Origin of the sequence: Paenibacillus sp. FSL L8-0158 (assembly GCF_038592965.1) — a bacterium.
Classification (GTDB): Bacteria; Bacillota; Bacilli; order Paenibacillales; family Paenibacillaceae; genus Paenibacillus; species Paenibacillus polymyxa_D.
In genome coordinates, this window is record NZ_CP151949.1 from 2,543,857 (window position 1) to 2,559,861 (window position 16,005).

The window sequence follows — 16,005 nt, forward strand, 5'->3', positions numbered from 1 at the left end:
ACTGTATGTGCTGCATCAGTTCGACCCGAATGATGTGAACTACAACATGCCGTCGGTACTGCAAGTGAGTGGTCCGCTGGACGTGAAGCGAGTAGAGGACGTGTTCCGTCAACTAATCGATCGTCATGCAACCTTGCGTACCCGCTTTGAGCTGGTAGACAATGAGCCGGTGCAATGGATTGAGGATACCGTGCCATTCGAGGTGGAATATACGAAGGTACAGGTAGAGAGTGCGATTACGGATACGGATCAGGACACAGCTACAGGATTGGATACAACTACAGCTACGTACACAAGGATTAGCCAGGAAGCACAAGAACGGGTACGGCAGTTTGTCCGTCCGTTTGATCTCAAAGCTGCACCGCTGCTGCGGGTAGGCTTGGTGGATTTGGGTGTCCAAGGAGTAGAGCAAGAATCCCAGCATTTACTCATGCTCGACATGCACCATATTGTCTCGGATGGTGTGTCCATGGAGGTCCTGACCGATGAGTTTGTCCGCTTGTATGGCGGTGAAGAGCTACTGCCATTACGGATTCAGTACAAAGATTATGCCGTATGGCAGCAAAGCGAAACCCATCAGGAATGGATGCAGCGTCAGGAAGCGTACTGGCTGGGCACCTTCCGGGGCGGAGTGCCTGTACTGGATCTGTCAACCGACTTTGCCCGTCCGGCGGTGCAGAGTACGGCAGGGGATACGATCGAGTTCGTACTGGAGCGTGAAGTGAGCGAACGCCTAAAAGAACTGGCTTCGCAAACAGGTTCAACCCTGTATATGGTGCTGCTGGCGGCGTACACTACGCTCTTGCACAAATACACAGGCCAAGAGGACATTGTAGTCGGCACGCCGATTGCCGGAAGACCGCATGCGGAACTGGAGAGTCTGGTAGGTGTCTTCATCAACACGCTGGCGATGCGCAATTATCCATCTGGCGATAAATCATTCCTGGATTATCTGCAAGAGGTCAAAGAGCATGCGCTTAGTGCTTATGAGCATCAGGACTATCCTTTTGAAGAGCTGGTTGAAAAACTGAATTTGACGCGGGATACGAGCCGAAATGCGCTGTTTGACACGATGTTTGAGTTGAAAACCTTGGAGCAACAGGCGTTGCAGTTGGAAGGTCTGACCTTGAGCTCCTATCCACTGGAAAATCATACGGCCAAATTTGATCTGAGCTTGGAGGCCATAGAGCAGCCAGAAGGTATTCTGTGCCGTCTGGAATACAGCACGGCGCTGTATAAACCGGGGACCATGACGCGATTGGCACAGCATTATGCGGAAATCGTACGTGCCATTTCACTTCAGCCACAGCAGCCGCTGGCAGCTTTGAATATGGTAACCGCCGAGGAAAAGGCACAAATCATCGATGGATTTGGAAATGTGGGGGTACAAGGTGTTGATGCTGTTGAAGCAGAAGCCCTGTTCCATGCCTTTGTGGAAGAGCAGGCGCAGCTTGTACCAGATCATGTAGCGGTGGTGTACGAGGAGCAACAGCTTACGTACCGGAAACTGAACGAGCGTGCGAACCAATTGGCGCGTAGATTGCGAAAGGAAGGCATTGGACGCGAATCGATTGTCGGCATTTTGAGTGAGCGCTCGGTGGACATGCTGGTCGGCGTATTGGCGGTGTGGAAAGCCGGAGGTGTATATGTGCCGCTGGATGCAGACTATCCGTCCGAACGGATTCGTTTCATGCTGGAGGACAGTGGTGCGACGGTACTGTTGACTCAGACGGGATTGCAGGAACGCGCACAAGCATGGCTGAATGAAAGCTACGGGGCTTTGGGCGATGAAAATGCTAAGGGTGAGCTGGAGACGGCGGTTAGCGTTGAAACGATGGAAAGGGACAACCTGAATGAAGGTTTGAGCTTGAAATCAAATTCGGTGTCTAACAGCGAAGCAGCATCTGAATCGGCAACAAAGCTACGTCTGCAAACCATACTGGCATTGGGTGATGAGTCACTGTACACCGGAGATACGACAGACGTCGATCATATCAATGAACCGCACGATCTGGCGTATGTGATCTACACGTCCGGGACAACGGGACGTCCGAAGGGCGTCATGATCGAGCATCACAGCTTAGTGAATACGGCTGCAGCGTATCGCCGGGATTATCGCCTGAATCAATTCCCAGTCCGACTGCTGCAACTGGCCAGCTTCTCCTTCGACGTGTTCGTCGGCGATATTGCGCGGACGCTTTATAATGGCGGGACAATGGTCATTTGTCCGAAAGACGACCGGATTGATTTCAGCCGTTTGTATGGCTGGATTCGCGATTACCAGATTACCGTATTCGAATCGACTCCGGCCCTGGTCGTACCGTTTATGCAACATGTGCATGAACAAGGACTGAACATGAGCAGTCTGGAACTGCTGATCACCAGTTCGGACAGCTGTAGTGTGACGGACTACCGAGTGCTGCAAGAACGGTTTGGCGCGGATATCCGCATCATTAATAGTTATGGCGTAACAGAAGCGGCGATTGACTCCAGCTTCTACGACGAAGAATTGTTGAAGCTGCCAAGCAGCGGCCATGTGCCGATTGGGCAGGCGTGGCTGAACGCACGCTTCTACATTGTGGACAGCCAGCTGAATCCGGTGCCGATCGGTGTACTGGGCGAGTTGTGCATTGGCGGAGCCGGGGTGGCACGGGGATATCTGAATCGTGCAGACCTGACGGCCGAGAAATTCGTAGCGAATCCGTATGTACCAGGTGAACGGTTGTACCGCACAGGCGATTTGGCGCGGTGGATGCCGGATGGCAATGTAGACTTTATTGGTCGGATGGATGATCAGGTCAAAATCCGGGGCTTCCGGATTGAACTGGGCGAGGTAGAAGCGCAACTGCTGACCGTGGACGGCATTCAGAAAGCCATCGTCACCGCCTGGGAAAACGAAGACGGAGACAAAGATCTGTGTGCGTATGTCGTAGCCTCTGCGGCGCTGAATTTGCCGGCGCTGCGCAGCACACTGCAGCCCAAACTGCCGGGCTATATGATCCCGACGTATGTCGTACAATTGGATCGTTTCCCGCTGACACCGAACGGAAAAATTGACCGCAAAGCGTTGCCAGCGCCGGAAGCGCGCCTCGAAGGAGGCACGGAGTACGTGGCGCCGCGCACACTGCTGGAAGAGCAGCTGGTACGTATTTGGCAAAGCGTTCTGAATCATCATCAAATAGGCATCCAGGATAACTTCTTTGAAGTGGGAGGACATTCTCTGCGCGCTACCACCCTGATGGCGAAAATTCATCAAGAGCTGAATCACAAGCTGGCTTTGCGAGATATTTTCCAATATCCGACGATTGAGCAATTGGTACAGGTGATGGGAGAAGATCAGACCCAGCAAACGTATGTATCTATCCCTGTTGCGGAGGAGCGCGAATATTATCCTGTTTCCTCGGTGCAAAAACGGATGTACGTGCTGAGTCACCTGGAAGGTGGAGAGGTGAGCTACAACATGCCAGGCGCTTTGGTTATCGAAGGTTCCTTGGATAAAACGAGACTGGAACAAGCCTTCCGCCAGCTTATTGCCCGTCATGAGGCCTTGCGGACCCGATTCGAGATGGTGGATGGCGAGGTGATTCAACGGATTGAATCTAGCGCACCATTCAACGTGGAGCATGTGCAGGCAAGCGAAGAAGAGACCCAGCAGTACGCCCAGGACTTTGTGCGTGCATTTGATCTCGCACAAGCACCGTTGCTGCGGGTTCAGCTGGTGGAAACCGGACCGGAGCGTCACGTCATGCTCTATGACATGCACCATATTATTTCGGATGGCGTCACGGAAGGCATTATCGTGCAGGAGTTTTCTCAATTGTATGAAGGCAAGGAGCTGCCGCCACTCCGTATTCAGTACAAGGACTATGCGGTTTGGCAGCATGCAGATATGCAAAGTGAGCGGCTTCGTGAGCAAGAAAGCTATTGGCTGAGCACGATGTCTGGCGACATTCCAGCACTGGAAATGCCAACGGATTTTGCAAGACCCGCCGTACAGCGTCTGGAAGGAGCTCGATTGGAATTTGCGATCGGCATGGAGGACAGCGAGCAGTTGAAACAGTTGGCTGCGCAAACCGGCTCTACCTTGTACATGGTGTTGCTGGCCGCGTATAGCACGCTCTTGCATAAATACACGGGTCAAGAGGACATTATCGTCGGCACGCCGATTGCCGGAAGACCGCATGCGGAACTGGAGGGCTTGGTAGGCGTATTCCTCAACACGCTGGCGATCCGCAATTATCCGGCTGGCGACAAAACGTTCCTGGATTACTTGCAAGAGGTCAAAGAGCATGCGCTCAGTGCTTATGAACATCAGGAGTATCCTTTTGAAGAGCTGGTTGAAAAGCTGAATTTAACGCGGGATACGAGCCGGAATGCGCTGTTTGACACGATGTTTGAGTTGAAAACATTTGAGCAGCAGGAGTTCGAGCTGGAGGGTCTAACCTTTAAAACGTATCCGACGGACAATCATACGTCCAAATTTGATCTAACCTTGGATGCCGTGGAGCAGCCGGAAGGCATTCTGTGCAGTCTGGAATACAGCACGGCGCTGTACAAGCCTGAGACCATCGCGCGATTGGCACAGCATTTTACCGAACTTGTTCGTGCAATTACCCTTCATCCGCAGCAGCCACTGGCAGCTTTGGATATGGTAACCGTCGAGGAGAAGGCACAAATCATCTACGGTTTTGGAGATGTAGGGGTATCGGATGTTGCTGCGGTAGAAGCAGGAGCACTGTTCCATACCTATGTGGAAGAACAAGCGCAGCTTGTACCGGATCACGTGGCGGTGGTGTGCGAGGAGCAGCAGCTTACGTACCGCACACTGAACGAGCGTGCGAACCAATTGGCGCGGAGATTACGGAATGAAGGCATTGGACGCGAGTCGATTGTTGGCATTTTGAGTGAACGTTCGGTGGACATGCTGGTCGGCGTGCTGGCAGTGTGGAAGACCGGCGGTGCGTACGTGCCGCTGGATGCAGATTATCCGTCCGAGCGAATCCGCTTTATGCTGGAGGACAGCGGTGCGACGGTGCTGTTGACCCAAATCGGCTTGCAGGAGCGTGCACAGGCATGGCTCGAAGAAAGCCAACAGGCCTTGGACGGAGGGCAGACTGAGGGCGAGTTGGAAACAGCGGCTGGCACTGTAACGATGGAATCAGGTACGCTCCATGGAACCCTGAATGGAACAGCAGATTCGCCATCTGACAGCGAAGCAGCATCCGAACCCGCAACGGGACTGCGTCTGCATACTGTACTGGCGCTGGACGATGAGTCGCTGTATACCGGGGATGCCACGGATGTGGAACCTATCAACGAACCGCAGGATCTGGCGTATGTGATCTACACCTCCGGGACAACAGGACGTCCGAAGGGTGTCATGATTGAGCATCGCAGCTTGGTCAATACAGCTGCTGCCTATCGTCGGGATTACCGTCTGAACCAGTTCCCGGTACGATTGCTGCAACTGGCAAGCTTCTCCTTCGACGTATTCGTCGGGGATATCGCGCGGACGCTTTATAACGGTGGCACAATGGTTATCTGTCCGAAGGATGATCGCATTGACCCAAGCCGTCTGTACGGCTGGATTCGCGATTACCAGATTACCGTGTTCGAATCCACACCGGCCTTGATCGTACCGTTTATGCAGCATGTGCATGAACAGGGACTGGACATGAGCAGTCTGGAATTGCTGATTACCAGCTCGGATAGCTGCAACGTGACGGATTATCGGGTGCTGCAAGAACGGTTTGGTGCGGATATTCGCATTATGAACAGCTACGGCGTCACGGAAGCGGCGATCGACTCCAGCTTCTACGACGAAGAACTGTCGAAGCTGCCAAGTAGCGGCAGTGTACCGATTGGTCAGGCGTGGCTGAACGCACGTTTCTACATCTTGGATAGCCAGCTGAATCCGGTACCGATCGGTGTACTGGGCGAACTGTGCATCGGCGGAGTTGGGGTCGCACGGGGGTACCTGAACCGTGCGGACCTGACGGCGGAGAAATTCGTAGCGAACCCGTACGTAGCGGGTGAACGACTGTACCGCACAGGTGACTTGGCGCGGTGGATGCCGGACGGCAATGTAGACTTTATCGGCCGGATGGACTATCAGGTCAAAATTCGGGGCTATCGGATCGAGCTGGGCGAGATTGAAACCGCAATTCAGCGGGTACCAGGTGTGCGTCAAGCGGTAGTCATCGACCGGACGGATGAGCGTGGACACAAGTATTTGTGTGGATACATCACGGGAGAACCCGAGCTGCGGATCGAGGAAGTACAGGCCGAGCTGGAAGCAGGGCTGCCAGCGCACATGGTGCCTGCACGCTTGATGCGACTGGATACCTTGCCACTGACCAGCAATGGCAAAATCGATCGTAAAGCCTTGCCAGAACCGGAAGGAAGCATCCATATCGGAGCAGCCTATGTGGCGCCGCGTACCACGGTGGAGCAAGTACTGGCTGCGGTATGGGCCGGGGTGCTCGGCGTGGAAGCGGTAGGCACGCAGGATAACTTCTTTGAGCTGGGTGGCGATTCGATCAAAGCCTTGCAAGTATCATCTCGATTGCTGCAAGCAGGTTATCGACTGGAGATGAAAGACCTGTTCAGTCATCCAACCGTGTCTGCATTGGCGCTGAAAGTCCAATCGGTGACTAGATTGGCGGATCAGAGCGAAGTGGCGGGTGCTGTGAAGCTGACACCCGTTCAACACTGGTTCTTTGAGCAGAACCTGACGGATGCTCATCATCATAACCAGTCCATCATGCTGCATAGCAAGGACGGTTTTGATGAACCGGCCCTGCGCACGGCGATGGATCAAATCGTTAGCCATCACGACGCACTGCGTATCGTTTTCCGTCCTACGGAGCACGGGTATGAAGCCTGGAACCGCGCAATTGGCGAGGGCGAGCTGTATACGCTGGAACGTATAGACCTCAGCCATGAGACTGAGGTGTCAGCGGTGATCGAGGCTAAAGTGAATGAAATTCAGGCAGGTATTCAGTTAAGCGAAGGACCGCTGGTGAAACTGGGGCTGTTCCATTGCCCAGATGGAGATCATTTGCTGATGGTGATTCATCACTTGGTGGTGGATACCGTATCTTGGCGTATTTTGTTCGAGGATATTACGACCGTCTACGAGCAGGCATTGAACGGACAAACGGCTCGCCTTCCGCACAAAACGGATTCGTTCCGCACTTGGGCTGATGGGCAGTCTCAATATGCAAATAGTCCGGCCATGGCAGCAGAACTCGCATTCTGGCAGGAAATGGAACAGGACGTATATCAGCCGCTTCCAAAAGACGAATCCCATTCTCATTCCTTAAATGGGGACAGCGAGAACATGACAGTCACGTGGACAGCTCAGGAAACGGAGCAACTGTTAAAGCAGGCGCATCGTGCCTACAACACGGATATGAATGATTTGCTGCTCACCGCATTAGGACTGACGATTCATCGTTGGGCAGGCCTAGAACGAGTGCTCGTGAGCCTGGAAGGTCATGGACGGGAATCCATTTTGCCAGAACTGGATATTGCTCGCACCGTGGGCTGGTTTACGACTCAATTTCCGGTTGTGCTGGATATGAGCGTGGGGCAAGACCTTTCACAGCGCATCAAACAGGTGAAAGAAGAGCTACGCCGCATTCCGCAAAAGGGTATTGGCTACGGGATTTTGAGATACCTGTCCGCAGCACGTGAGCCAGAGCGTTTTGTGACCGAACCTGAAATCAGCTTTAACTATTTTGGACAATTTGATCAAGATATGCAAAGTCAGTCCATTGGCGTATCTCCTTACTCTAGCGGTGCAGAGCTTAGCGCCCATGCAGCCAGAACGCACACACTGGATATGAACGGACTGATTTCGGAAGGCAAGCTGCAATTGACAATCAGCTACAGCAAGCAGGAATATCGTCATGAAACGATGGAGCAGTTAGCTGAAGAGTTTAAAATCAGTTTGCGGGAAATCATTGCGCATTGCACAAGCCGCAAACAGCAAGAGCTGACGCCAAGCGATGTCATGCTTAAACATGTAACCCTGGCCGAGCTGGATCAATTGGTAGAGCGGACTCGTGACATCGGGGAACTGGAGAATGTATATGCGTTGACGCCGATGCAAAAAGGCATGTTGTTTCATAGTCTGATGGATGCAGCGTCAGGCGCTTATTTTGAACAAACGACCTTTGATTTGCACGGACGCTTCCAAGCGGATATTTTCCAGGATAGCTTGAATCATTTGGCGCAGCGGCATGAGATCTTTAGAGCCAATTTCATCAGCGGTTGGCAGGATGAGCCTGTGCAGGTGATTTTCCGCCGCAAGGAGGTTGGTTTCAGATGTGAAGATTTGCGTCATCTGAATGAGCAGGAATGTGACGCGTATGTGCAGGAATTTATTCGCAAGGACAAGGCAGCCGGATTCGATTTGTCCCGGGATGCGTTGATGCGCGTGGCGATTTTGCGAACAGGTGACGAGGATTATTATTTTGTGTGGAGCTCTCATCACATCTTGATGGATGGCTGGTGTGTGGCGTTGGTCACGGATGAGGTGTTTGAGGCTTATTTTGCAGCCGTGGAGTATAGAGAACCGAAGCTTGCTCCCGTTACTCCATACAGTCAGTATATTGCGTGGCTTGAAGCCCAGGATGTAGAAGCAGCAGCAGCGTACTGGAAGGATTATTTGCTCGGCTATGAGCAGCAAACGTCGATTCCAACCGGAAAAGTAGGAGCGAAAGCGGAAGGTGCGCAATTTGAACATATACTATGCGATCTGGGCAAGGACTTGACCAGACGTATGGAAATGGTGGCCAAGCAGTACCACGTGACCCCGAATACATTACTGCAAACAGCCTGGGGATTGCTGCTCCAAAAGTACAACGGCAGTGATGATGCCGTCTTTGGCGGTGTAGTGTCTGGTCGTCCGGCTGATATTTCGGGGATCGAAAACATGGTGGGCTTGTTCATTAACACCATTCCAATACGTATCCGCAGTGGGGCTGACGATACCTTTGCCGATCTGATCAGAACGAATCAGAAGCAGGCGCTGGCTTCTCAAGATTATGAAACGTATCCGCTGTATGAAATTCAAGCCTTGAGCGAGCAAAAGCAAGATCTGATCAACCACATTATCGTGTTTGAAAACTATCCGGTGGAGGAGCAGGTCGAGCAACTTGGCGAAGGTGCAGCGTCGGATTTTGAAATTCGCAATGCCGGCATGATTGAACAAACCAACTATGATTTCAATCTGGTCGTCATACCGCAGGAAGCGATGAAAATCCGATTCGAATACAATGCGATGTTATATGATCGGAAAGCCGTTGAACGGACTCAGGGCCATCTGATACAGCTGTTGGAGCAGGTGGTAGCGAAGCCGGACATTCGGGTGCAGGAGCTGGATATGTTAAGTGAGCCAGAGCGCGAGCAAATTCTCAGCGTATGGGGCAATACAGCTGCTGAGTATCCAAGCGAGCAAACGATCCATGGCCTGTTCGAGACACAAACGGCGCAGACACCGGAACAGCCAGCGTTGTTCTTCGAAGGAGAGCAGTTGACCTATCGAGAGCTGAATGAACGCGCCAATCGTCTGGCTCGTACCTTGCGTAGTCAAGGCGTGACGAAGGATCGATTGGTGGGTCTGATGACCGAGCGTTCGGTAGACTTGATCGTGGGCATCTTCGGGATTTTGAAAGCCGGGGGTGCATATGTGCCCATCGATCCGACGTATCCGGAGGAGCGTATCCGCTACATGCTGGACGACTCGGGGGCAGAGGTGTTATTGACGCAAAGCCATCTGGTGGACAAAGCAGCTTTCGACGGTCACGTGCTGGTGCTGAATGGGGCACAGGGTTTGTATCACGAGGATGATTCCAATCTGGAGTCGCTGTCTGGTCCAAACGATCTGGCGTATGTGATTTATACGTCGGGTACGACGGGGCAACCGAAGGGTGTTATGTTGGAGCATCGCGGTCTATGCAATCTGAAAACGTATTTTGATCAGACGCTCAAGATCTGTACGTCGGATCATACGTTGCTGTTCGCCAGCTATTCGTTTGATGCGGCTTGCTGGGAAATCTTCCAGGCGCTGTTCTGCGGAGCCACGTTGTATGTGCCAACGTCAGAGACGATTTTAGACTATGAAAGATTCGAACATTACATGACGGAGCATCAGATTACGGTGGCGACGTTACCACCGACCTATGCGGTGTATCTGGAGCCGGAACGTATGCCGAACCTGCGTATTCTGTTCACTGCGGGTTCTGCATCTTCAACAGAATTGGTATACAAGTGGAAGGATCAGGTGGCGTACTACAACGGCTACGGTCCGACCGAAAACTCGGTGGCGACATCCATCTGGCCGGTATCCGAGGATGAGAGAGCCGGACAACTGATTTCCATCGGACGTCCTGTGCCGAATCATCGGGTATACATGGTAGATGTGCATGGACATTTGGCTCCGGTAGGCGTAGCGGGTGAGTTGTGCGTGTCCGGTCCGGGTCTGGCTCGGGGTTATCTGGATCGTCCAGAGCTGACGGCTGAGAAATTTGTACCGAATCCGTTTGCGGCTGGTGAAGCAGGCTATGAACGAATGTACCGCACAGGCGACTTGGCAAGATGGATGCCAGACGGCAACATCGAATATTTGGGCCGGATCGACCATCAGGTGAAAATCCGGGGCTACCGGATCGAACTGGGCGAAGTCGAGGCACAAATTTTGAAAGTGGAGGATGTACAAGAGGTCATCGTACGGGCCCAGGCGGACGAACAGGGGCAGAACCAACTGGTGGCGTACTATGTTGCTGAAAGGGAAGTGAGCGCTGGTGAGTTGCGCAGCTTACTGGGCGAGGAGCTTCCAAACTACATGGTGCCTTCGTATTTGGTACAGCTGGAGCAGATGCCGTTGACACCGAACGGTAAAATCGACCGCAAGGCACTACCAACACCGGAAGGCAGCCTGCAAAGCGGAGCTGATTATGTCGCACCGCGGACATGGGTGGAAGTGAAGCTGGCGCAAATTTGGCAGGATGTGCTGGGTCTGGCGCAGGTCGGTGTGAAGGAAAACTTCTTTGAGATTGGCGGACACTCGCTGCGGGCGACGACGCTGGCCTCGAAAATTCACAAGGAGCTGAACAAGCCGCTTCCACTACGCAGTATTTTTGAATCGCCAACGATTGAACAACTGGCAGCGGTCATGGAAGGTCTGGATCAAGTGGCGTATGCGTCCATTCCGGTGACGGAAGAACGCAGCTTCTACCCGCTTTCCTCGGCGCAAAAACGACTGTATGTGCTGCATCAGTTCGACCCGAATGATGTGAACTACAACATGCCGTCAGTGCTACAAGTGAGTGGTCCGCTGGACGTGAAGCGAGTGGAGGACGTGTTCCGTCAATTAATCGCCCGTCATGCGACCTTGCGTACTCGCTTTGCACTGGTGGACAGTGAGCCAATGCAATGGATTGAGGACACTGTGCCGTTTGAAGTGGAATATACAAAGGTACAGGCAGAAGATGCGACTATGGATACAGACCAGGACACAACCACGGATACGGACACGATGGTCAGCCAGGAAGTACAAGAACGGGTGCGGAAGTTTGTACGTCCGTTCGATCTGCAAGCTGCTCCGCTGCTGCGGGTAGGCTTGGTAGATTTGGGTGTACAAGGAACCGAGCAGGAACCGCAGCATTTACTCATGCTCGATATGCACCACATCGTTTCGGATGGCGTGTCCATGGGTGTGCTGACCGATGAATTTGTCCGCTTGTACGACGGTGAAGAGCTATTACCATTGCGGATACAATACAAGGATTATGCGGTATGGCAGCAAAGCGAAGTTCATCAAAAGTGGATGCAACGTCAGGAAGCGTACTGGCTCAACACCTTCCAGGGTGAGCTGCCAGTGCTGGATGTACCGACAGACTTTGCCCGTCCGTCGATACGAAGTACGGCAGGCGATACCGTAGTGTTTGGGCTGGAACGCGAAGTGAGCGAACGCCTGAAGGAACTGGCGGCGCACACAGGCTCTACCCTGTATATGGTGTTGCTGGCGGCGTACACCGCACTCTTGCACCAATACAGCGGTCAAGAGGACATTGTCGTCGGCACGCCGATTGCCGGACGACCGCATGCCGATTTGGAGCCGATCCTCGGGATGTTCGTCGGTACGTTGGCATTGCGAAACTATCCGACAGCGGAACATACCTTCCGCAGCTACGTGGAAGAAGTGAAGGTTCGGACCCTGCAAGCCTACGAACATCAGGACTATCCATTTGAGGAACTGGTTGAAAAGCTGAATGTGAAGCGGGATATGAGCCGCCATCCGCTGTTCGATACGATGTTTACCCTGCAAACGACCGAGGAAGGCGAACTGCAACTGGCAGACCTGAGCTTCCGTCCATACGGCTTGGAGCAAACACCAGCGAAGTTTGACTTGACGCTGGAAGCCAGAGAAGAAGAGGCAGGCATCCAGTTCGGATTGCAATATGCAACTGCGTTGTATCACCGGGAAACCGTTGAACGGATGACACGTCACTTTGTTCGTTTGGCCAAAGCCGTGGCGGCAAACCCGGATGCGAAGCTGGGTGAGCTGAAGCTGATTACGGCGGAAGAAACCGAACAGATTCTGAAGGTGTTCAATGATCCGAACGCGCACAGCGCGCGTAGAACACTCCAAGGTCTGTCGCTCAGCGAGCGTTTTGAAGAGCAAGCGAAAAACAGCCCTGAGCGGATAGCCGTTGTATCTGGGAACATGACGCTAACCTACGCTGAGCTGAATGAGCAGGCGAACCGGTTGGCCCGTGTGTTACGGGCGAAAGGTGTTGAAGCAGATCAACCGGTAGGCGTACTGCTGGAACGTTCTGCGGATATTCTGGTGAGCATTCTGGGGGTACTGAAGGCCGGAGGCGCGTATGTGCCAATGGATACGATGTATCCACAGGAGCGTATTGACTATATGCTTCAAGACAGTGGGGCCAAGGTCGTGATTACAAGCAGAGTCGCCCATCTGTCGCTCAGCTTGCCATCCCTAGTACAAGCTGTAGTTCTGGACGACGAGGACGTTCAAGCTCAGTTGGGAGCACAGGATGCGAGCAATCTAATCCCTGTCGCTGGCCCGCACAACCTGGCCTATATGATTTACACGTCAGGTACCACCGGTCAGCCGAAAGGGGTCATGATCGAGCAGGGCAGTGTCAGCAATCTGGTAGATGCTCTGTTTGAACGAGTATACAGCCGTTACGAACAGCCGCTTCATGTCGCATGGCTGTCAGCATTTGTATTTGATGCTTCGGTGAAGCAAATCTTTGCCAGCTTGCTGTTGGGCCACACTCTGCATGTGGTGTCCCGTGACGTCAGTCTGAGCGGAGAGCATTTGATCGCCTACTACCGCACGCACCGGATCGATCTGTCGGACGGCACACCTGCGCATCTGCATATTTTGAACGAAAGCGTTAGTGTGACGGAAGCGCCGGAAGTGAAGCATTACCTGATCGGTGGCGAAGCATTATCCGTGCAGCTGGTACAAGTGTTCCTGCACAAGTGGTCCGGGTATCATCCGGTCATTACGAACGTGTACGGTCCGACCGAAACAACGGTAGATGCGACCGCTTATACGATTGAAGATGTGGAGTCCCTGAACGTACTGCTGGAAAAAGGGGAGCACACGGTATCCATCGGAACGCCGATCGCGAACCAGTCTGTGTACATCCTGAACAGCCAGCAACAGCTGGTACCGATCGGTATCGCAGGTGAACTCTATATCGGGGGTGCAGGTGTGGGACGAGGATACCTGAATCTGCCAGAGCTGACGGCAGAGAAGTTTGTCCCAAATCCGTTCGCTGTTGCGGCAGCAGCCGATCAAGCGGATAGCACTCACGCACACCGGATGTACCGAACGGGCGACTTGGCACGGTGGATGCCAGACGGCAGCATTGAGTATTTGGGCCGGATCGACCACCAGGTGAAAATCCGGGGCTACCGGATCGAGCTGGGCGAGGTGGAAGCGCAGCTGCTGACCGTGGACGGCATTCAGAAAGCCGTGGTCACAGCATGGGAAAACGAGGACGGACACAAGGACCTGTGTGCCTATATCATAGCTTCAGCGTCCCTGAGTTTGCCGGAGCTGCGGAATGCGCTGCAGCCGAAGCTGCCGGATTACATGATCCCGACGTATGTGGTACAACTGGATCGTTTCCCGCTGACCCCGAACGGGAAAATCGACCGCAAGGCGTTGCCAGCACCGGAAGCACGCCTCGAAGGAGGCCTGGAGTACGTTGCACCGCGGACGCCGCTGGAAGCTAAACTAGCCCAAATTTGGCAGGATGTCTTGAAGTTGTCCAGCGTAGGAGTCACCGACTCATTCTTTGATGTGGGTGGGCACTCCCTGCGGGCAACGACGCTGGTGGCCAAAATCCATCAGGAACTGGACAGTCGGATGACGCTGCGTGAGGTGTTCCAACACTTTACGATTGAGCAGCAAGCCCAGCTCATAGCAACGCACGGCACAGACACCTACACGATGATCCCTGCTGCGGCGCAACAGGCGTACTACCCGGTTTCCTCGGCGCAAAAACGACTGTACATTTTGAGCCATCTAGAAGGTGGGGATCTCAGCTATAATATGCCGGGGGTATTAATCGTGGAGGGACCACTTCAGGCCGATCGGCTGGAGGATGCGTTCCGTCAGTTAATAGCCCGCCATGAAACGTTGCGGACTTCCTTTGAAATGGTGGAAGGCGAGGTCGTTCAGCGGGTGTACGATCAAGTGGAGTTTGCAGTAGAGCACTTGCAGGCCAGGGAGTCTGAATCCGAAGCCTATATCGAATCCTTTGTACGCAGCTTTGATCTTCGTCAGGCACCACTGCTGCGTGTCCGTCTCCTTCAAACCGGGCCAGAGCGCCATCTCCTGATGTACGATATGCACCATATTATTTCGGACGGTGTATCTTCTAACAATATCGTGCAGGAGCTGGTACAACTGTACGAGGGACAGGCATTGGAGCCGTTACAAATTCAGTACAAGGACTATGCCGTGTGGCAGCAGCAGGAGACGCAGCGTGAATCATACCAACGACGGGAACACTTCTGGCTGGAGCATTTAGCCGGAGAATTACCGGTACTGGATTTGCCGATTGCTTATCCTAGACCTGCTGTTCGCAGCTTCGAGGGTGCGATGTATGAATTTACAGTGGACGCGAATGTATCCGAGCAACTGCACCGAATTGCGGCACAGACCGGAAGTACACTGTACATGGTGCTGTTGAGCGCCTATACCGTTCTGCTGTCCAAATACAGCGGTCAGGACGATTTGATCATCGGTACGCCGGTAGCAGGCCGCTTGTTGCCTGAACTGGAGCCCCTGATCGGAATGTTCGTGAATACGCTAGCCATCCGGCATCAGCCGAAGGGCAACCAAACGTTCCACAACTACTTGCTAGAAGCCAGAGATCGTGCGCTGCAAGCCTTCGAGCATCAGGATTATCCACTGGAAGAGTTGGTGGAAAAGCTGGATGTAGCACGGGATGCAAGCCGTAACCCGTTGTTTGACACCATGTTTGTACTGGAAAATACAGAGTCGCCGGAAGCGCAGCTTGAAACGCTGTCCTTCAGTCCATATGTTCAGGAGCATCGTATTTCCAAATTCGATTTGACCTTGTCTATGAGTGATGAAGACGGGGTGATCAAGGGTTCCTTTGAATATTGCACGAAGCTGTTTGCGGCCGACGCAATAGAACGATTAACGAGAGATTTGATAGCGATTCTATCCCAAGTCACAGCAAACCCAGATGTACTGCTAAGCGACATTCAGGTGAACTCAGACGAGCAGCCGGAAGGTTTTTCACCGGATTCCATCGACTTTGTTTTTTAAAATCAGTTTTCTAAATGCAATGATTTCACTTTGCGTGTGCAGAGGGCGGCGGCTTGTCCGACTGCCCTTGCCTGCAAAGTATTCTTTTTCTCACACAACGCTCATGTACGTAACAACGCACCATCCAACCGGGGGAACAGGCCCCGAGAAGC

1 protein-coding gene (only partly in view) is annotated in these 16,005 nt (G+C 53.1%); it reads left to right on the forward strand.

Annotated features, from left to right (window positions below):
• Nucleotides 1-15,853: the final stretch of a non-ribosomal peptide synthase/polyketide synthase gene (locus NSQ68_RS11610; protein ID WP_342428885.1), read on the forward strand. Its footprint begins 26,570 nt before the window's first position; 15,853 of the gene's 42,423 nt are visible here — the last part of the coding sequence; the start codon falls outside the window, past its left edge; the stop codon is at nucleotides 15,851-15,853.
• Nucleotides 15,854-16,005 lie beyond the last annotated feature (152 nt).